The following is a 19,538-nucleotide window of genomic DNA, read 5'->3' on the forward strand; positions in this document are numbered from 1 at the left end:
TCCCTCAGCCCCATCGAGTACCGGGTGAGCCTTGGACTTGCGGCATAAAACCAGTCCAACTTTTTATCCGCACCCCCTCCTGGGGGTTAGTGGGTCACTTCTGCGTGGAAATCAACAGTCCAGTCTATGTTCGCAAAGTCCACTCTCTGTTATCAACAGATCCACATTCTGTTTGCAAAATCCACTCTCTGTTAGCAACAACCACGGGTCGGTTGTAAGTGGCAGAGCGCACGCAGCCTGACTCCGGCTTCGGCCGGGTCATGTAATCCAAATAATCGCGTTCTCTCTCCACAGTCCTGCGTAATGGTCCATGAGCGACCCAGCCAAATCCGCCCGTCTGAACTGGGGTGTGGCCCATGTGGTTTGCTTGGATAACATGACAACGCACACGCTGCGCCGTAAGTCGGGATAAGCATCCTGGGGCCCCGGCATATGCCCGAACCCCCTCCTCCGCTCCCAGAGCGCTCCCCCTTCGCTTAGCTGTCTGCCGCGTGATTGATGAGCATGCAAACCGCCTTGTAGCTCTCCATCACCAGAAGCGTGCGCGCCGCTTGACGCACTCCGGGCCCCGAGCACGTTTCAAAGAGGGTCAGCTTCGTCTTCGCGCCCGCCGCGTAATTGGCGCTTGCCACATCGACCACCGTGGCAATCAGATCCACCTGCACCAGCGCGCTACGTGGCACCACCAGGTCATCGCTGGAATCGTTGACGACCGTCAGGTCGATGCGGGGAGTCGGCATGTTGGGGCGCTGTCAGTCTAGTCAGGTAATACCAGTCATGCTGGCTATCGCGGTCATGCTACTCGATGGCTCTGGGTGGACACCACCGGCGCGTCGTGAGTCGCGTTCCGGTTGCACGTACGAGTGCTTAAACGCAAACCACACAGATGCGTCTTGGCGCCAAAAAACTCAGCCTATGCGACGGCTTGAGTGCTTAAACGCAAACCTGAAGCCCATCGAGACTGAGGTCGATCCCCAGGTGGTCGCCCCTTGCAAACGGCTCGCAAGGTCGGGGCAAAATCACTGCCTCTCCACTGAAGACAACCCGTATGTCCAACCTCCGCGCATTTGTCATGAACACCCAGGTTCAAGGGGAGTCTTTCAGCGATGAGGTGGATGGAAAGGCCAGCCGCGACACGTTGATCTTCACATGCGACGGCCAGAAGTTCGTGATGAAGATGAAGCCCGATCAGTTGGCTGAAATTCTTGTCGAGGACATACCGGAAGCGCAGAAAGAATCAACCCTCGAGGCGATTGAACGCATCTTCTGGCTCTTGGCGTTCGCAACCCAGTCGCAGGTGGCCTGCTACGGCCACGACTATCCAGACGGATCCCCCCATAAAGTTCGCAACGGCGTGCATCGGTCAGGACAGAACGCTGATCCCGTGATCGAGCCAGCGGACGGCGCGGCGATTCGAAAGTTTGTGGACCAGGCATACCCCCAGTTCAAGGCCCTGGAGAATGCGCGAAGCCTCAAGGTGGTGATCGACTACATGCTGCAGGCCGCGCGCCCAGGCCTTCCAATGGAATGCAGGCTGGTCTTCCTGTCTGTGTTGCTGGAGAACATAAAGCAAACTTACGGGACCCAGTTGCAGTTCGCGTTCAAAGGCGGGAAGTTCGTGGACCCAGTGACGAATTCCCGTCTCGGCTTTCAAGACATAATGAACCGCATGTTCGGTGCTGAGGGTATGACCCCAAGCCTCCAACCGCTGGTAGACCTTCGCAACGAGGTGCTGCACACGGGCGTAGCAACCCTGACGCTTCAGCAGCAGAAGGCCCAATACGATGCTGCGAACGACCTCATCCGCGAATACCTGCTGCGTCTGCTCGGATTCAAGGGGGACTTCCTAGTGAGCCCCACAGAGGGATCAGTGAAGGCGATCTGAGCCCCCCACGTATCCGAGGATGAAAATGGAACACGATTTTTTACGCCCTCGCCAAGCCCCGGCCAGCGTGCTCTACGACGCCTTCCAGGAAGAAGCCTTGCACCGCAAGAACCGCGATGTGGGGGAATGGATCAGGCTTGAGCTGGAAGCCGTGCACCGGGCTGCATGCAGCTATGCGGCGGAACATGGTCTTCAAAAACCTACCCTAGAGGAGGTCGCTACGGCTGAGCGCCTCGCAATAGGGTCGGCGGACTACGGTTCCAAGTGGGCTCTCAGGGTGGCGCAGAGGATGAGCAAGATACCGCTCGAATGACGGGCCTTTTGTTTCGCTTTCCTGAGAAGCGAGCAATGTGACCATCGGTTTCCGAAAACTGTCAGGGAACCGACTCCCCTCGCGGTTCAGGCGCGCAAGCGTGGATCGTAGTGCCACGGCCTGATTTTGCGGGCGGTGATCTTGCTGGCGTCCGAGTGCTTCGGGTTGATCAGGACGTTGTACTCCTCGCCAACCACGACCGATGGCACTTGATAGAGCGCAGTAGACAGCCCCTTGAGCCAAGCATCGCCCACGTTGTGCGAAGTCATGCTCGCAGGGCGCGCATCCCAACCCACAGGCACGGTGCTGGCCATGTCTATCTTGCGAGAGTCCCACACAGCCATGGGCACCGTCACCTCTACCAAATAACGGTTGAGGGGTAGCTCTCCAGTGTCCAGGTGAACGATGGTCTCCAAAGCGGCCAGCGCAATGCTTGTGGATGTGTAAACAACAGGGACGCCCTTGCGATTCCAGCGCCCCCCAGTGATCTCAGCGCCTTTACCTGTCAAGTCGTGCGCCTCATAGTCGGCGGTATCGGTGGCAATTCTCCAAAGGGAGACCGACTTCATGCGTAAGCCCCAGACTGAGCCTGCGCCAAAACCTGCATAACCAATTGCTGGCCCTCTGCCGTGTCCATGAAGCTTGAGGGCGTCTTGCCACCCAAAGACGGCTGAGGACGTTCCAACCAATTGCCCACCCAAGCTGCGGCATCAAAGCCTTCGGGATTGCCGGACTCCCGAACCATCGCCTCGACCTGGCCAATAAGGCGCCGCAGGCCATACACACGAGAGGATTCTTCTGTGGAAAGGGTCGCTTTGTTGGCCAACCTTCGCCCAATGGTGGCGCGGCTGAGTCCAAGTGCGGCGATTGCACTGTCTTGGGACCACCCCATCTTGTTCGTGATGTACTGCATCTGCTCAGCGGGTACGCCCACTTTCACTGTGGTTGCAACCTGCATAGGATCTGCGTAAAAAGCTTGCACGAAAAAGTCTTTACCCGCTTTGATCACTACTGCGGCATTGCCTACTTTGTTGCGGAATTTGGCTTTGCGCTTAGCTGCACTCCCCGCCCGACGCACCAATTTACCCCTTTGAGTCTTGGCCTCCGTCATGAGTATTTTGGTCATTCCTGCTCCTTTGATGACACATTGTGTCTCATTTGGTCATCGATAGGGGAAATGGTTCACTGACCCTTTGTGGGTACATTCGGCAAGGCTACCCTGATCCAGGTATTAGTACAGGCCACTCAGACGTTCAGTCGCCCTCCCCCTCAGGGCTAGGGTGAACAACATACCAGCGCTTGAATCCTGCAGGCGGCTGAAGTGTTTCTGGCAGCTGGACCGCAACCACCAGGCGCCGATGTTCCCGCTGAAGCTCTGCGATTGCCTTGGAGGGGCTTGCTGCATCCCACGAGGTGCTTGTCCAGCCGCAATCTCTTCCAGCAAAAGAATGGGTGCTCCTCGCAAGCTCATCGATCACGCTGCTCCTCAAGGCCTGCGGATTTCAGTTGATGGGGTGCCTTCGGGGCGCCTCACAATGCTGAGGGAGTCTCGTGCAGGCTGTCGGAGTCAGATGACTTGTTTGCGTTGAATTGCATTTAATTGCAATGCAATAGCCAATTCAAAGCATTACGGCAGTTGCTTTGTCAATTTCGATGAAGGAACGGAATCCGTCCATTTCCACATTTGCGGCGCGTCCAATTCAACATTGAGCCCATTGACAGGCTACCTCTGCAGGGCTCGCTTGTCGCTACGCTTGGGGCCCCTGCGCAGCCGGGACTGGCAAGCGGACGCGTCTGAGCATGTCCCCAATCACGATCAGGCGGATGGAACGCAGGAGATGGCTTTGTGCGCCAATAGTCTCGCGGGTGGGCATACCGTTGGGCCCTGCAGGGTCGCGCATAGTTGCTTCCAGCTTGTTGGCGATGTCTTCTGCGGCCTTATCCAGCTTGCCCACAATCTTGGCGATCTCACGCGCGGCTGTGACCTTGTTGAGCCCCAGCTCCATACCGGTTTCAAGGAGCTTTTCGAAGGTCACCTCCGCGAAGACGGTCGCTCCAGCAACGGGAGATGCGAGCTTTTCGTTGGGCCAGACTGCATCCCCGTCGCTGTAGACCTGCGTGTGATACACCGCCGTGCACAGGAGGTCGTAGAAGGGGGCCACTCGTTTGCCGTCCTGATCCACCAAGAACGAGATGTTCTTCAGGTGCGAGTCTGAGTTGCCCACCATCGTGTTGAAGATGATCCAGCGGTACACCTCCAAGCGCGCTACCACCTTGTTGCGGCACTGGTCGATCAGGTCCTTGAGCTTGGGGAGGGTCGCGCTCGTGTACTTGTTGAATGCAGGCTCATTGAGCAGTTGGATGCCGTCGAGGGCATGCACGCGGGCGGGTTCGATAGGCCCAGGCGTTCGGTCGAAACGCTCGATGATGAACGCTGGCTCCGGGAGGTACAAATGCCAGACATCGGGCACCGTGAGCCCCAACCGCGCAGCCAGCAGCATGGTGAACGTCTCGTTGATCACAGAGTGCGGGTAGCCCTCGGCCGTCGAATTCGGCTTGAGGATGTGGGTGGATGGCGTGCCTTTCAGGGGCTCGCTCAATTCCTGGCTCTGCGGGTCAAAGAGAACCACCATCTTGTGCTGGGCCCCGGCCAGTGACATGCGCTTGGGCGCGTCCTTGTTCAGTGACGCCCTGGGGAGATTGCGGATGCGCTGGGACAGGTCGCCCCAGGTGAGCGGCTGCATGCCTTTTTCAGGCTGCGGTGCGCCCTCGGCCTGCAGCACCAGGGCCCCAGCCGACTCCATGCCCATGCGCTCCAGCATGCCGAAGGCATCTGCAGATTCCACTCCAACCTCTTTGGCCAGCACCTGGCGCATCAACTCCTCGGGCAGCAGGTTGTCAAAGAACCATTGCACGGGCCGCGAGGATGAGCCGTCCACCTGCCAGTCGGTGGATAGCGGAAGAGACGGGGCCAGAGGGAATGCGCCGGGGCTTTTCAACCAGGGGCCGGCATACTGGAACGCCCAGATGTTGTCTGCATCACGCAGCGTGCCCACCAGGGCGCCGTTGATGAGGACTTGGAGCGTGCGGGTGGTCATTCACGCACCTTTTTGAGGATCAGTTTGTTCTCAGTGGTCGAAAGGAGAACCAAGTTTGTCTTGGGCAAAAAGTGCTCTAAGGCCCTCGTCACAGCGGATGTCTGCGAATCCGGCACCTCCAAAAGCACCCGGATACCAAGCTCATCGAGTACCTTGAGCACGCGCCCGAACTGGATGGTGTCTTTGCCCTTTTCCAGGTCGCGCAGGAACATATGGCTTACCCCAGGCACATCCTCCTGGCGGATACTGTTGACTTTGCGCATAGCCCGGATGGCCACTCCAACGCTCTCGACTGACGTTACCTGTATCTGCATAGACACGCTCCTGAATCGCAATGATCGCTTAGGTTTAAGCCATTATGGACCGGGAAGGTAGTCAATCGCAACGATCTATTCGTTTTTGACCCTCACCAGTGGGTTTGAGGCTTAAAACTAAGCGCACGATTCGATTCTGACCTTCAACACATCGATAAAGCTTGTCTTCGAAGCGAGCGTTGCGATTCATCGGCAAGCGTCCGTACTGCCTATGATCTCGCGCATGGAATCCACCCATACCCTCTGCCCATACTTGGCCATACCCTTGAGCGAGTGCAAATCGGTCAACGGCGAACACATCTTGGCAAGCGCACTGGGCACACCCGAATCCTTCAAGATCGACGCTGACGCATCAGAGAACCAGAGGCTAAACATCGAGTTGGACGTGCCCATGCTTCGCTCTGAAATGCTGCAGCTATTGGCCGTTTCCGCTGGGGTTGTATCCCGCTCAGATAAAGACCATGTGGTGCTTACTGGCGCGCTGCCCACTGGCGATACTGCCCGAGTGAGGTTGGCGCCGGGTAGCGCTGAGTTCTCCCTTCCCTACCCTGTCGAGAAGGACCCCACCAGCGGCTTGGTGACAGGCGTCAAAGGCTTCGGGCCCGACGCGAAAGAGCTTGCAGACAAGGTGCTCAAGGGCATGGAGAAGCGAGGCTTGAAAGTCCAGGCCTCGGAGCCCCAACCGATAGACAGTGCCATGAAAATCAGCTTGGAAATGGATCTGAACCTCTTGCTGCGGTTCATGTGTCGCACGGCCTACCTGATGACGGTGGCCACGCTGGGAGACACGGCCATCACCTCGCAGAGTGGGGAGCAGTATCGGCGCGCGATCAACACCGTAGGTCTGACGCGCGACACCCTCATTGAAATCGGGATTGGGGGGCTCTTCCTGGACCCGCCAAGGCACCCAATCCAGTTCGCCAACCCTCACCACGGGGGCCACACCCTGGCCTGTGTACCGCTCGCCGGGATGATGGTCAGCCACGTTGTACTGTTCGGGGTCTTCCACGCCAGCTTCATTACTGCTAATCCATGCAGAGAGGCCGAGGAACCCAATTCGCTGGTGTTTTTCATTGACCCTGCAACGAAGGCATGCACGCGGAGCGATCTCCTTTCCGAGCTTGCTGCCTCAAGAGTGATGTTCTCAGGGGCATGAAATGGGGCACCCTGGCTGAGTAGGCTGCGTTCAACTCCTACACCGGTCGCGGCAAGCAGTCGCCTACGATGAGGAAATACGTCAGGGAAAGAGGCGGGCGCAATTACAGACATGAGGTTTGGACAGCGCACATAGCCAACACCTTCAAAAGGAGCCCCCGTGAAAATCCTCGTCGGCACCGCTTCATGGACAGATAAATCGCTGATCGACTCTGGCAAGTTCTACCCCCCAGAAGCGAAGTCGCCTGAGGCGCGATTGCGACACTACGCAAGCCTCTTCCCCATGGTGGAGGTCGATTCCTCCTACTACGCGATGCCCAGCGCTTCCACGGCCCAGCTCTGGGCCGAACGCACGCCCGCAGACTTCGTTTTCAATGTGAAGTCCTTTCGCCTGTTCACCGGCCATGCCACCCAGCCAAAGGTGCTGCACTCGGACATACGCGCGGCTCTACCTGAGGCGCTGGCAGGCAAGAAGAACCTCTACTACAAGGATTTGCCTATACCGGTGCTCGATGAGCTGTGGCGCCGATTCAAACAGTCATTGGAGCCCCTGGCAGGTGCAGGAAAGCTTGCGGCGGTCCACTTCCAGTTCGCGCCATGGGTGATCAACAACCGCGATGGCCAGGCCCACGTCCGGGAGTGCGTGGATCGCATGGGGGACCAGCTGCTCGCGGTCGAGTTTCGCAACAAGACCTGGTTCGAGGGGCAGCACCGATGTGCGACCCTGGAATTCGAACGCGAGATGGGCGTTGCCAATGTCATCGTGGACAGCCCTACGCACACCTTCAACAGCGTCGAACCGGTTTGGGATGTCACCAGCACCAGATTGGCGGTGCTTCGCCTCCACGGGCGCAACGAAGAGACCTGGAACATCAAAAGCGAGGCTGCGTCAGATCGCTTCAACTACGACTACTCCGACGACGAATTGCGCGCTCTAGTGCCCCAGATCCACAGCATCGCAAAGAAAGTTGATGTGATGCATGTGGTGTTCAACGTGAACCATGAAGATCAGGGCCAACGCAATGCGCTGACTCTGATGCGTCTACTCAGTGAGCGATGAGCCACTGGACCGAAGAGCGGCGGGTTGACCTACCAGGTACTGGTAGCCGCCAAAGGTCCCTCAAAGCACAATGCGAATTACCGTCGAGACAAGGAGACACCCGTGAAAGATTGGATACACAGGACTGACGCCGTGGGGGTTGAAGATCTCGAAGAGATGGCGCGCGCCACGGGCCTCCTTGCAGTCGGGCAGACAATGAGCCCCCAGCTCCTTGCCTATACCCAGGCCGTAGTCGAACAGTGCGCATCCATCGCCGATGCCTATCCGATCAGCGCTGCCAACTTTGCAGGGTCGATGTGATGCTCCGTGTGAGATACACCAGTCGCCACCAGGATGTGCGTCAGTGCCGGCGCGTAGGTCGCCACGTTCTCTGGGGTCATGCCGCTGGCGATGGCCAGAGCCCCGCCCTCCCCCATTGCAAAGATCTTCTGCGGGTCTGGTGCAAGGCCGGTGGCGTCTCCGCTGGTGGTGGGGATGAAACCTGCGGCACGAGCGTGAGCAGCTGCTCCGACCGGATTGGGTTCGTGCGGGCGGTACTTGAAGGCCACACTGGCGAAGAGATGCAGGCGGGGATGGTCACGGGCAATGGTGGCCATTTCCTGGCCTGCAGCCGTGAGCCCCTGCGAGTCCACCCCCATATCGTCGGCCCAGAGCATGTCCGACCCTGCCTCCAGCGCCATCATCGCGGCTTGGACGCACCCTATGGAGAGCAGATTCAGCCCTATCGGGAACCCCGCGTTCTCCCGGATGGCGGTCCGGGCAACGTCCACCAGTTCAAGGTCCGCGCCGTCATGCGAGATCAGGAATACACCGTCCGCGCCGCATGTTCGTGCGACTTGGATTTCGGAAAAAGTGGTGGGTGCATCCAGGTGATGGATCACGGGGTAAACAAGGGGCTGCAGGGCGTTCATAGGGGCACGTTGTTGGGGTGTGTTCGACGGATGGACTGCCAGCGTCACGCGGCGGTAAGGGGATGGGCAGGATCGGCAGAGGTGATGGACGCAACGAAGGCGTCCAAGTCCTGCGAAGTGAGAATGCTGAAGAGCACCGCTGTCTTGACTGGCGCACGCATGGGCGATGAACCTCTCGCGCGGAGAAAACCAGAGGGCAATTCTCTTGAGCCAGTCCACCCTCAGCGCCCTGCCAATGATTGGGGTTGCTGAACGGCCTTGGCCGCAGCCCATGCATCTGCCCAGATGGCCTTCATTTCATCGCCTGCAGGGTCTTCCCAGTCCCGGTGGTACTTGGCCTCGAATGCTGCCTTCATGGGGTCTGCAGGCGCGATTGCGCCAGCACCCAGGACAGCATCGACCTCGGATGCGAGGTAGTAGCTTTCGCCGTGGATGGTGTCGTCACGACACAGCGGTTGGAACATAGTGTGAGCCTGCATTTCTTCATCCCCTCAGGACATGATGCCGAACTTGGCGGACAACTCAGCGATGCGCTGTTCGCGCTTCACCTCGGTCGCGTGCGATTCATCGGTGGCCAGATCGGGACGCACGGCCACCGATGTGCAATAGCGCTCGCTCACACGAACCAGGCCCACCAGTTCGCTCAGTTCTTTTCGCATGTTCTCGAAAACCATAGAGCCCCCTATTCCGTTTCAAGATCCGCCTGGGTCAGATCCAGCGTGGTCGGATCAATCACCATGGCAGCACTCGCATCGATGTCGGCGGTAGTGATGACGCCGTAGACAAGCCCAAGCCGCGCGATCACTGGCAGTCGGCCTAGCTTGGACATCACGCCGAGAGCCCCGGCGCACGTCATGCGCTGACTGGTGTCCAACGTCTTGTGGCACACGAACGTCTGCTGGTCGTCTCGCAGAAGGCCCGAAACGATTCCCTCGATCCGTCCTGGCTCCAGCGGTATGCCCTCGCCGTCACAGCGAAAAGGGCAGTTTGAACAAGGTCGCTTCGTGATGGGCATGACCAGAGGCTCGTGAGTATTCGCCCAGCATCAAGGCTTGGAACCCGAGGACGACTTTACGCACTCGAAGGGCTTCCAAGTGCCATTTGGGGGCTTGACCTCATTGCCCTGAGCGTCGATCACTTTCGTGAGCTGGAAGGTCGCGGAGTTACCCTCGAACCTAAAGCTCATCACTGTCAGGTCTTTTCCTGGAGCGAGTTCAAAAGTAGTGCCACGGATGTGACTCAAACGGCCTTGACCGCCGTGTGACGCCTGTAGAAATATCGCCAGGTCTTGGGGCTCAACGGCCAAACGAAACTGGGTCGGCGTCATGGTCACGCTGCTGCCGTCGATCTTGTATGTCCCACTGATCTCTGTAGACGCCCGCCCGCTTGCCAGTGGAGCGTTGGGATCGCCGAGGGTATCTTTGAGAAACTGCCCCCCTGCCTTGAACTCCATGTTTGGACGGCTTGGACCGTCGCAAGTCCAGCTCCCCATCAGCTTCTCGCTATTCGCCCCACCACTGCATGCCGAAAGACACATCGCGGCCAACACCGCAGGCAAAGACAGTTTGTTCATTCGAAGCGCCCCTCCACAGTTGAGATCCTCATTTGACCACCCATCAGCTGCGTCTCAGAGCGGTCGCCAAATGCACTGCGTGCCCCTCATTGGGTTGGCGTGTGCGAGCGCTGTGCATCCACCCGCTTTCGAAGCGAGGCGATCACGGGGGTCGCCTCAAAGTGCGCTATCAAGTTGCACTTTTGCTTGTCCAGCAGCGATGACTCTTCGATCAACCGTGGCCAAGCATCAAGAGCCAACCGGGCAGTCTCCCGAATCACTGCATTCACCTTAGGCTCTGACAGGCCGGGGACAGCGTTGCACAACTGGCGGATCACCTGGGGGCTCACGCGCGGCTTTTTCTCGGCGTCCGGGGCGAATTTGAGCGCGTGGCCGTGGCCGCGCGTCAATGCCGAATAGGCCACCACGTCATACGCGGGTGACAGCTCGGGTGTTCGCCCATCACGGTAGATCAGTCCGTAATTCTTGATGTGCCCGTCGAAATTGCCCAGCATGTCGTTGACCGTGATGCGGCGAACCATCTCCAATGCCGCCTCAATCCCCAGTCCTGGTGTGTGCAGCAGCACGTTCAAGATAGTGGCGTAGCTGGCCAGCGGGTGGGTGTACTTTTCTCCAGGGGGAACACCGAGGATCTGCGCGAAATCCTCGCAGTGAATGTGCTTGGTACTCGTGCGGTCGAACCTGCGCACAGCCAGGAACTGCCGCCCTTCACCCAGCACAAATGGCTGGTCGGCATCAATGTTCTCCAGCGGGGCCAGCCACACATCGCACACGTTCACCCCTGCCACTGCAGCCAACCGCATCGACAGCTCCTCCACCTGGGGCAGCAGCGCGTACTCCACCGTGGGCAGCTTGGCAATGATATGCACCCCTTGGACATCCTTCGTGCGCGCCACATAGCGCCCTCCTGCTTGCACCAGCGACAGCTTGGGCTGGACCCCGGATAGGGAGGTGGCCTCTGGCAAAGGTATCGGCGTTACCGTGGGCTCCAGTGCGTCTTGGAACTGGGTCACCACCTTGGCCACGGCGTGCGCATTGAGCGGTGCTTGATCGACATAGACCGCCCCCGGCAGATCCGTCCCGCACAGGCTCAGCAGCCCGAAATCATCGTCCTTGTCGAGCTTGCCAATCTCCTCTAGATGGCGCCGCAACGGCCCCTCGGGCAGCAGATTCAGGAAGAAGGATGGCAGCTTGTCCCCCACCCCATTGAAGAAGGGCTGGCGGTGGTACTCCGCAAGGAAAACAGCGCGTTCCTCGGGGGCCACCAAGGCGCCCAGCGAGAACACAGGTGCAGCGTCATCGTTCCAAAATTTGGGGTCTGGCACCAGGCGCGTGATCGCATTGGCGCCGGTACCGTATTGGTACAGGAGCCCCACGGGGCGCATTTTGGGGCCAAGGTAGACATTCAGGGCACGATATTGCATGGGCTCACTTCTTCTTGTTGGGGTTCAACATCGTGGCCACACCACCGCCATAAAAGCGCTGCGCATTCACAGGGGAAAGAGTGTCGGAATCGGAGAGGACTGCACTGCTGGAGATCCAGCGCTCCACATTCGTTTGAACTGTGCGTTCAGCGGGCGGCTGCGCTGACAACGATTGCGCGACCGACTGGGGCACCAGCACCAGCTCAAGGCCCAGTTCGGCCGCAAGCGCCATCGCATTGGTCAGGCGCGGCGCTGATTTACCGGCAAGGATCTGGCGCACCGCTAGCGGGGACAGGCCTGTGCGCTCAGCCAAATCCTTCGCAGACACCTTCTGTGCCTTTTGCCCCTGCGACAGGGCCTGAGCGAACTCACCGAGGGTCTTCATAAATATTTTACTATCGTTTTATGTTAAAACAATAGTTTTATATCTCAGAATACCGACCAGTGTAAAGAATAGAAAACTATCGCCTTGGCTTTGATCGATAGTTAACTATGCACAAAATGCGTTGCATGGCAAATGTAGACCCCATCCATGGGCCGCAACGACTCCCTTGCGTGGGGCTCGCCGCATTGATGGGCTGCGGCTTCATCACAGCCCATTCAGATTGCACCGCTTCATAATGACGGCGACCCCCTGCCCTGCCTGGAGAACCTTTCTGGCTGAGCACGGGGCTCACTCCTTGATGTTCAAACCAACGCTGCGGAACGTGCGCATTGCGACATGCTTGAGCAGATCAGCCTCGCTCTGACCCGAAACGTCCAGTCCGCGTATTAGCAACTGGTGCTCAAGGCCACCGGCTGCGCGCTGCTGAGAGCTGGCACGCCACTGACTCATGAAGGCCAGCGCAGGGAAGGCAATGGCACGGAGAGCCTTGGTCACCCATTGCAGGGCGGGAAAGCGCCCCATCGAGCCCCGTCACATCGACGCCCGCGCGATCCGCAATGGCGTCAAGACCAGGAATTGGGTGATGCCCGTAGGGAACGGACAGGTAGCCAGTGCCGCGCCGTTTCGGTACCAGAACATGGAAGTTGCTCGCCGCCCATGAATAGAGCAGCACGAGATGACTGCGCGGCACGGCCTGGCTCACGGTTGCGCATTCTTCGGGAACCAGTTTCTGATGTCGTCGTAGTCCTGGTGAGCCCCAAGGATGACAACCGAATCGACGTGGTGTTCCTGAGTGTTCAGGTAAGGGACATTGATGGTGCCTCCCTCCACGAGCTGGCACAGCAATGCGTCCTCGTCCATGTTCAGGAGAAGCCTGCACTGGAGAGGACGGCTTGAGTAGATGCCGCACCCACCACCCCTCAGAAAGGTACAGGGCTTGCCAAAAGCTTCCTGCGTCGCCGCCTTGTAGCTTTCGCTGTCCTCATCAACGTTCGCCATCGTGTACTTCCCTGCCAACGGGTTCATCGGCGCACCGGTTTCCTTGGCGATGACCAGCGCCTCGGCTCTGGAGATCATCACTGCGATATGGCAGCAATGTGAGCAACCCTTGCGGCATGCCGCCAACGGCGCAGCACTGCCAGTGACGCTATCAGCCGCCTTGCGCAGCCATGTCACCCGCTTGGCCACAGTGCCGGCCTTGGCCGCTTGGTCGAGGAGCCGGGATTCCTGCCTGCGATCCACACCTTTGAGCGTCTGCAGCTTGGTCTCCACGCGTTCGCGCAGGCCTTCCCATCTGCGCTCGATGCGCCCCATGACCTCGGGGGTTGGGGCTTGAACCTGCCCACCGGGCACCAGGAAGTCACTGTCTGCCGTCATAGCTTTGCCCCTGCTCCAATGGGTTCGAGGCCTTCATCCAGCGCGGCACAGGCCAACATGACGGTACGGGGGACCAGTTCGGGGCTCATGTGCAGGTACTTGGAGTAGCTGGCGCGGCTGATACCCAGAGCTGCGGCACCGGAAGCCAGCGTGTGCTTGTGGCGCTCGTGCCAGACGGAGATGTTGCGCACGCACTGTCCGAGAGTGACACCCTGACACGCTAGACCCACCATGCGAGGCAAGCTCTCGCGCTTGAGATAGTTCCAGAACATGGTGGGGCACAGCCCGAGAGCCTCTATGACTAGCAGGTAGGTGTAGCCGCGATCATCTGCCAAGCTGCAAGCGATTTGTTCGTCGAAGCCCGCGTCAACCATGATTGACGATCGATTAGGGCACATGGCCATCCCAAGCGTGGAACGCTGGCACAGTGGGTTCGCGAAGCCCTTCTTGTGCCAGGAGGGCCGATGTTGGCAGTGTAAGCCAGCGAAGGCATCCCGAGACTGTGGAGAAAGCATGAGTGATGGCGCTTTGTACGCGGCAGAGAAGTGCGCATGCGGCGGCCGACACGCTCCGCGTGGGACGCCCCACGTTGTACAGCGCTGGCGAAACCTGCGCGCTTCGCCCGGCTTCACTCTTCGACTCCTTGCCCACGATTTCTAATCTTTTTCGTGTGGACATGGATGTATTTGCTCATTTGGGTATTGTCAGGAATTGATGTGCGCTGAGCCAGTTTTATCAAAGAAGAAGTCGAACCGCTCTGACGATCAACCACGGCCAACTTGGAGCAGGACGCGCAGTGACGGCCTCAATTTCCTCATGCCGATGCGATCTCATCTCGCAACCAGGTCAATACCCGCGGCCATCTGAGCTACAGATGATGGTCAATGTCTCAAGCGCCGGGGCCTTACCGCGATGGCACTCTTCCCTCGATCCTTCGTTACTGCTTCCACTCTACTTCATCCGCACACAGCCCCAATGCCAGTCTTGCACCAAACATAGCCACAACACAAAGATCGGACTTTCAGCGCTGAAAGTCCACCGCAAGTCTATTTCAGACAATTTTGCGATAATCTATATGAAATATATATCTGTATAAATTCATGCCTCATCACATAATGAATCCGACAACCAGGAGCCATTCCACACGCCCTACAAATACAGCAACGATGTCAACACCAACTTTCAGCGCTGAAAGTTGCCCCACATACACAATCTCAGCACGAAGCAAAAGCGACGTCCGCAATACCGAATCTCGCAATCACCAAAAGTGACTCCGCTTTTAAAAAATTTCCTCCTCGAGATTTTGTTCGCCGCTCTTACCATTGGACCGTGCAACAGGAAGCATACAGGTTGAAATAAATTTTCCTTTCAAAATTCTCTCAGTAAAAAATAGAAGACAGTCTTTCTTGGTTTGAAATACAATTCCACCTGCAACGAATCGACAGAGACTTTCAGCGCTGAAAGTCTGCCAACCTATCAGGAGTAGGCAATGACAGCAAAAGTGGTCACCGTGTTTAACCAAAAGGGAGGGTGTGGCAAGACAACCATTGCGATGAGCCTCGCCGGATCATTCGGACTCCGTGGATATTCGTCACTTGTTGTTGATATGGATCCACAAGGGACTGCGAGCCGCTGGGCAAGTGCAGCCCCTGAAGAGCGTCCATTTCCAGCTTCTGTGATTAGTCTGGCTCCCATGGAGGGAAAGATGCACAGAGAGGTAAAAAATCACATCGACAAATTCGATGTGATTTTTGTAGATTGCCCTCCGGCGATGAACTCTGCAGCCCCCACATCGGCCATGTTGATCTCTGACTTGGCACTCATTCCGTTGGTCCCAAGCCCGGCGGATATCTGGGCGGCAGAGTCTGCTAAAAAATTGGCCGAGGCAGCGCAGGCCAACAACGAAGAGCTCGTCGCACGGGTCGTTGCCAACATGGTTCAGCGCTCGACTTCGCTAGCAAAAGAACTGTTGGAATTATTGGACGAAGATAAAGATTTTCCTCTTTTGAAAGCCTCTTTAGGTTCGCGCGCGGCCTTCAGAGAAGCTCAGATTCTGGGATCAACCGTTCATCAAGTGCCCCGCTCCACAGTTGCAGTGGAAGAGGTGGAGTTAATGGCAGAGGAAGTTCTGCACCTTTTGAATCTTCATTCGCGCAAAAAATAAGGACAGAAGATGATTTCCAAAGTCGACCGCAAAGCCGCTATGCGAGCGTCCCTCTCGGCAGAAAAGCGGGATGTAAATGCGCGGTTTGCTGCGGCGGATGCTGTGCTTTCCGAGCGTCCAGCTGGCCTTGGTGGTGTAGCGCCCCCGACCCCGGTCGCCTTCAATGAGGCGCCGGCCGGCCGGACTTTCAGCGCTGAAAGCTCCATCCCAACACAGCAGCGCCTTGTGCCCGCCCCTCTTGATAGAGTGCACGAGAACCCGCTGAATGCCCGCCATATCTATGATCCTGATATTGTCAAGGAGTTGGCAGCATCTATTGCGACTCGTGGTCAACTCGTTCCGGCGTCGGCAATTGCGCATCCGACGATTCCAGGTGACTATCTACTGATTGACGGCCACTACCGGAAGAAGGCACTGGCTGCAGCTGGTCAACACAGCATCGACCTAGTTATTCGCCCACACGAGGGTGATCTTGAACTCTATCGCGTAAGTTGGCTACTCAATGAGGAGCGTAGCGCACAAAGTCCTTTGGACAATGCATTCGCGTGGAGAAAGCTGATCGATAAGGGATTAGTGCAAACCGAGTTGCAAATCGCAGAGCTCTTAGGCGTTTCGTTGTCGACCGTAAACAAGACTATTGCACTGCTTAACCTTCCAGCCGTTGTGCTCGACCGAATGCGCGAACGGCCAGAGAAGTTCGGCGTATTCGTTGGCTACGAGATCACGCTTGCCGCCAAGAAGGTGAGCGAGGCAGAAGTGCTTGCACTGGTAAATCGCATCATCGAAGAGGACCTGTCATCTCGGGAAGTCGGTGCGATACGCGCAAAGCTCGATACTGGCGATAAGCGCAAGCCCAAAGAGACATCGCGCCAATACAAAATTCAGCGCACGGGCCAGCAGATCGGGTGCCTTAAAGAATGGGACTCAGGAAAAGTATCTCTGGAGGTAGTGCTTGCCGATCCAAAGGAGAGGGCCGCACTCGTTGCCGAACTAAGAACGCGATTCGGCTTGGCTGACTAATCGAAAAATCGGTCAAAGGTGAGCTTCCACAGGGAGCGTACGACACTCCTCAGTAGGACAACGCCCCCATGGAACGGATTGGCGGCTCCGCCAAGGCGCGATCATGAGGCAATCGTTCTACAGCCTCAACCCGAGGCCTTTGATCGCCCGCATCGGCCTCTTCTATTTACCAAAGGTGAGGCTCTACAGGGAGAGCAGATCCACCACTGTCTCAACAATCGGCCCACACGCTCGTCGCTGCTGCCGGAATGCAATGCTAAAGATGACCGATGTATTCCCAAATGACCAAAGGTGAGCCTTTTCAGGGACTAATCTCAACCTTCAGCGCGAGGGAGTAGGGGAGAGCGTTCGAATCGCCCAACGTGCATAAAGGTGAGCTTCTACGGGGAGCCTCCAAGACCAAGCTAGTCTTCGGGCTGTAGTGGCGTGCCTTTGCAACCTGCATTAGGCAATAAGCATGCGATGAAAGGGGCAAATGCGCTGGGTCTCACCAAATTAATCGCGCTAGGGGACGTATAAAGAGGTCAAAGGTGAGCCTCAACAGGGACCAAAAAGGGACTACCCAGGTGAGTTCCATTCCGAAAGTATGTGCTCACTCCTTTTGACAGTCTCACTCTATAGCGTTGGTCTGAAAGGTGAGCTTCATCAGGGACTTATACGTATCAGGCCCAAACAAGAGTTTGCCGCTCTGCCTGGTGAACAAACTAGCGATAGGTGAGCCTTTACGGGAGGCAGTGGGCGTGGTGAAGCCCAGCAGATACCTCTTGCGACTGACGAACGGCTCCGAAGCAATATCGGTAGGCCGTCGTATGGTGAGGTTTTACAGGGAGTGAGGTTGGATGATGTGTGTATGACCAATAAAGTATGGCCGCCGCCTTTGTGCCCCTTGATTAGCGGGATGTTCTCTCCTTGCGTTCACTTGCTGAGTGTGCGCACTGTTGAGAATTCTTTGTATTAAACATCCTTAGAAACCTTAAATACAATTTAAACACGGCGAAACCTAGACTTGGCGAGGCTTGCCAGCGGATGAGGTGAGTGGATCCGGGGACTCCGGGGAGTCTTTACAGGGAGAGAGGTGAGGCCCCCCGGGGACCGCCAACATCTATGGTGAGGATTTCCAGGGACCATAGGTGAGTGGATTCAGGGGCAAAGCGCTTAAAGGTGAGCTTCTACGGGGTGTGGGCGAGGCGGGAGTTTTTTTGAGCTAGCCTGGATCTCAGAAACTCTTCTTGGCAAGATCGCTGCCACCCGATCATCGCGCTGGTCGAGTAAAAGGTCTGCAGCCCAGCGCCGTTCAATCATCGGCTGGCCTCATCACCTACGAAAAGGTGAAACTGCCACAAGCCGATACAAAGGTGAATTCTCGACGCGCCTATCGAAAGGTGAGAGAATCTTCCCAAAATTTCACCGATAAAGCCGGTCGCTGGCAGCGGGCACCAAGCACTGGTTAGGAAAGGTCGATGCCGATGGCGAGGAAGAGCAAGGCGAAACCTGGGGAGGTCATCACGATCGACGCCAGCGATGTGAGGGAGTTTCGCAAGACCAATGAGGCCATCGGCTTGCGGGTCGTAGAAGGCAACCTCTCACTTCTCTCTCGCAAAGTGTTCAACGTGATGATGTACCACGCCCAGGAGATGAAGGTCCCTGGGCTCAATGCACCGATCAACACAGCTGCGGCCAAGAAGTACTTCTGGATCCCGCTTTCTGACCTAGCCAGGGACGCGGCCTACGACAGCAAGGACGTGCAGTACCTGAAGAAGCAGCTGGAGGAAATGCAGAACATCAAGCTGCTCATGGAGAACGAGCGGCAGTGGACGAGCGAGCGATTGGTCTCTTCCGTTACCTTGGTCAATCCCGCTGGGCTGAACAAGCACGCTGGCCAAGTGTGGTTTGGATTCGCTTTTCCTCCTGAGGTGCACGAGCAGGTGATGGCGCCTAGCACTTACACACGGCTTTCGATCGTGTACCAAAGCTCGCTCAAGTCAGGGTCTGCCCTTGCTCTGTACGAGATCTGCCGTCGTTATGCGACCAATCCATCCAAAGTAACTTTCATCCAGACTTATGAGCATTGGTACGGTGTGATCACCGGCAATCCTATCTCTGAGTCGACACCACCCGTCTACAAGTACTTCAAACGGGACACTCTGAGGCCCGCCATCGCTGAAATAAACGCGCTCACTGACATCAGCATCGAATTGATTGAGCACAAGAACGGCCGGCGCGTTGAGAAGTTGCAGTTCAAAGTCGAGCAGACGAAGCAGGCCCAGCTTGAATTCCCGGCGCCGCCCATCATCGACACGGAACTGATGACCAGGGTAATGAAGTTCGGTTTCAGCCAGGCGGACGCCAGTGACTTGGTCGCGCAGCACAGTGACGACCTTCTGCGCACAGCGATTTCTCGGGTGGAGGCACGCGCTGAGTCGAAAGGGATGACCCCACTAGAGACTCCCGCAGGCTACTTTCGCTGGACGCTCCAGGACTTGGTGCGCAACCCCACACCCGTGCCTGCACTGGCGTCACCCAAGACGGCCTCGTCGTCGAGCAAATCGAGCGGTCGCAATGTAATGGAGCGGTTTCTTGCAGCCAGGGCGGTTGAGGCTCTTGGCGTCTACAAGGAGCTTGACGATGGCGAACGCAAGGCGCTTTTCGAGGCTTTCAAGTCACAGAACACCAACAAGACTTTGAAGCTGGACAAAGGGCTTGATAGCGCGGCGGTTCGTGGCATCTTTGCGCCTTGGTACGCCAAACAGCTTTGGGGAGAGCCTACTGCTCAAGCGCTGGCTCAATTTATCGAGGAATACGGGGCTGCGTCCGGTTAGCCAGCGCTAGCACTTCCTCCTTGCCGGCGGCGCGCAATTC

22 protein-coding genes are annotated in these 19,538 nt (G+C 57.4%); 7 read left to right on the top strand and 15 right to left on the bottom strand.

Going from position 1 to position 19,538, the window contains the following annotated elements; all coding sequences use genetic code 11:
* Positions 1–476 precede the first annotated feature (476 nt).
* Positions 477–740, bottom strand: coding sequence for a hypothetical protein (locus tag AC1Q64_RS23910; RefSeq protein WP_492252997.1), 264 nt, complete (start codon positions 738–740; stop codon positions 477–479).
* A 308-nt stretch (positions 741–1,048) separates the two neighbouring features.
* Here AC1Q64_RS23910 and AC1Q64_RS23915 point away from each other — a divergent pair, with 308 nt between their 5' ends.
* Positions 1,049–1,885: a hypothetical protein gene (locus AC1Q64_RS23915; RefSeq protein ID WP_492252998.1), complete on the top strand. Its 837-nt coding sequence runs from the start codon at positions 1,049–1,051 to the stop codon at positions 1,883–1,885.
* A 25-nt stretch (positions 1,886–1,910) separates the two neighbouring features.
* Positions 1,911–2,198 carry a hypothetical protein gene (locus AC1Q64_RS23920; protein ID WP_492252999.1) on the top strand — a complete coding sequence of 96 codons (288 nt, stop codon included), beginning with the start codon at positions 1,911–1,913 and terminating at the stop codon, positions 2,196–2,198.
* An 86-nt stretch (positions 2,199–2,284) separates the two neighbouring features.
* Here the strand turns inward: AC1Q64_RS23920 and AC1Q64_RS23925 are convergent, their stop codons facing one another.
* The 4 genes from AC1Q64_RS23925 to AC1Q64_RS23940 form a co-directional block, all read right to left on the bottom strand.
* On the bottom strand, positions 2,285–2,767 hold the full coding sequence (locus tag AC1Q64_RS23925; RefSeq protein ID WP_492253000.1) for an RES family NAD+ phosphorylase: 483 nt from the start codon (positions 2,765–2,767) through the stop codon (positions 2,285–2,287).
* The gene (locus AC1Q64_RS23930; RefSeq protein WP_492253001.1) at positions 2,764–3,324 is read right to left on the bottom strand and encodes an Xre family toxin-antitoxin system antitoxin; all 561 of its coding nucleotides are present in this window, start codon (positions 3,322–3,324) and stop codon (positions 2,764–2,766) included. The genes AC1Q64_RS23925 and AC1Q64_RS23930 overlap by 4 nt, the downstream gene beginning before the upstream one ends.
* Before the next feature lie 622 nt (positions 3,325–3,946).
* Positions 3,947–5,296 (bottom strand): HipA domain-containing protein, encoded by a 1,350-nt coding sequence (locus tag AC1Q64_RS23935; protein ID WP_492253002.1) that lies wholly within the window; start codon positions 5,294–5,296, stop codon positions 3,947–3,949.
* Positions 5,293–5,610, bottom strand: coding sequence for a helix-turn-helix domain-containing protein (locus AC1Q64_RS23940; protein ID WP_492253003.1), 318 nt, complete (start codon positions 5,608–5,610; stop codon positions 5,293–5,295). Before AC1Q64_RS23940 ends, AC1Q64_RS23935 begins: the two co-directional genes overlap by 4 nt.
* 223 nt (positions 5,611–5,833) lie before the next feature.
* Between AC1Q64_RS23940 and AC1Q64_RS23945 the strand changes: the two genes are divergently transcribed.
* Together AC1Q64_RS23945 and AC1Q64_RS23950 are read left to right on the top strand one after the other, a co-directional pair.
* Entirely contained in the window at positions 5,834–6,766 is a 933-nt protein-coding gene (locus tag AC1Q64_RS23945; RefSeq protein WP_492253004.1) for a hypothetical protein, read from the top strand.
* Positions 6,767–6,925: 159 nt separating this feature from the next.
* The gene (locus AC1Q64_RS23950) at positions 6,926–7,825 is read left to right on the top strand and encodes a DUF72 domain-containing protein (RefSeq protein WP_492253005.1); all 900 of its coding nucleotides are present in this window, start codon (positions 6,926–6,928) and stop codon (positions 7,823–7,825) included.
* Between the two features lie 260 nt (positions 7,826–8,085).
* On the opposite strand, the gene AC1Q64_RS23955 is transcribed toward AC1Q64_RS23950, so the two are convergent.
* From AC1Q64_RS23955 to AC1Q64_RS24000, 10 genes are all read right to left on the bottom strand, one after another.
* Positions 8,086–8,736 (bottom strand): hypothetical protein, encoded by a 651-nt coding sequence (locus AC1Q64_RS23955; protein WP_492253006.1) that lies wholly within the window; start codon positions 8,734–8,736, stop codon positions 8,086–8,088.
* 221 nt (positions 8,737–8,957) lie between these two features.
* Positions 8,958–9,215: a hypothetical protein gene (locus AC1Q64_RS23960; protein WP_492253007.1), complete on the bottom strand. Its 258-nt coding sequence runs from the start codon at positions 9,213–9,215 to the stop codon at positions 8,958–8,960.
* A 12-nt stretch (positions 9,216–9,227) separates the two neighbouring features.
* Entirely contained in the window at positions 9,228–9,395 is a 168-nt protein-coding gene (locus AC1Q64_RS23965) for a hypothetical protein (protein ID WP_492253008.1), read from the bottom strand.
* A gap of 23 nt (positions 9,396–9,418) precedes the next feature.
* Entirely contained in the window at positions 9,419–9,751 is a 333-nt protein-coding gene (locus AC1Q64_RS23970; RefSeq protein WP_492253009.1) for a DUF6283 family protein, read from the bottom strand.
* A gap of 30 nt (positions 9,752–9,781) precedes the next feature.
* Positions 9,782–10,309, bottom strand: coding sequence for a hypothetical protein (locus tag AC1Q64_RS23975; RefSeq protein WP_492253010.1), 528 nt, complete (start codon positions 10,307–10,309; stop codon positions 9,782–9,784).
* A gap of 86 nt (positions 10,310–10,395) precedes the next feature.
* Positions 10,396–11,733, bottom strand: coding sequence for a type II toxin-antitoxin system HipA family toxin (locus AC1Q64_RS23980; protein ID WP_492253011.1), 1,338 nt, complete (start codon positions 11,731–11,733; stop codon positions 10,396–10,398).
* Positions 11,734–11,737: 4 nt separating this feature from the next.
* On the bottom strand, positions 11,738–12,118 hold the full coding sequence (locus tag AC1Q64_RS23985) for a helix-turn-helix domain-containing protein (RefSeq protein ID WP_492253012.1): 381 nt from the start codon (positions 12,116–12,118) through the stop codon (positions 11,738–11,740).
* Between the two features lie 288 nt (positions 12,119–12,406).
* The gene (locus AC1Q64_RS23990) at positions 12,407–12,613 is read right to left on the bottom strand and encodes a hypothetical protein (RefSeq protein ID WP_492253013.1); all 207 of its coding nucleotides are present in this window, start codon (positions 12,611–12,613) and stop codon (positions 12,407–12,409) included.
* A 204-nt stretch (positions 12,614–12,817) separates the two neighbouring features.
* On the bottom strand, positions 12,818–13,495 hold the full coding sequence (locus AC1Q64_RS23995) for a YkgJ family cysteine cluster protein (protein ID WP_492253014.1): 678 nt from the start codon (positions 13,493–13,495) through the stop codon (positions 12,818–12,820).
* Entirely contained in the window at positions 13,492–13,869 is a 378-nt protein-coding gene (locus AC1Q64_RS24000) for a hypothetical protein (RefSeq protein ID WP_492253015.1), read from the bottom strand. Before AC1Q64_RS24000 ends, AC1Q64_RS23995 begins: the two co-directional genes overlap by 4 nt.
* A gap of 1,115 nt (positions 13,870–14,984) precedes the next feature.
* Here AC1Q64_RS24000 and parA point away from each other — a divergent pair.
* The 3 genes from parA to AC1Q64_RS24015 all read left to right on the top strand — a co-directional run bounded on the left by parA (position 14,985) and on the right by AC1Q64_RS24015 (position 19,498).
* Positions 14,985–15,659 (top strand): ParA family partition ATPase, encoded by a 675-nt coding sequence (gene parA, locus AC1Q64_RS24005; protein WP_492253016.1) that lies wholly within the window; start codon positions 14,985–14,987, stop codon positions 15,657–15,659.
* Positions 15,660–15,668: 9 nt separating this feature from the next.
* Positions 15,669–16,679: a ParB/RepB/Spo0J family partition protein gene (locus AC1Q64_RS24010; protein WP_492253017.1), complete on the top strand. Its 1,011-nt coding sequence runs from the start codon at positions 15,669–15,671 to the stop codon at positions 16,677–16,679.
* Between the two features lie 1,466 nt (positions 16,680–18,145).
* Positions 18,146–19,498 (top strand): RepB family plasmid replication initiator protein, encoded by a 1,353-nt coding sequence (locus tag AC1Q64_RS24015; protein ID WP_492253018.1) that lies wholly within the window; start codon positions 18,146–18,148, stop codon positions 19,496–19,498.
* Positions 19,499–19,538 lie beyond the last annotated feature (40 nt).

Source organism: Acidovorax sp. GW835-FHT14G06 (assembly GCF_058793595.1).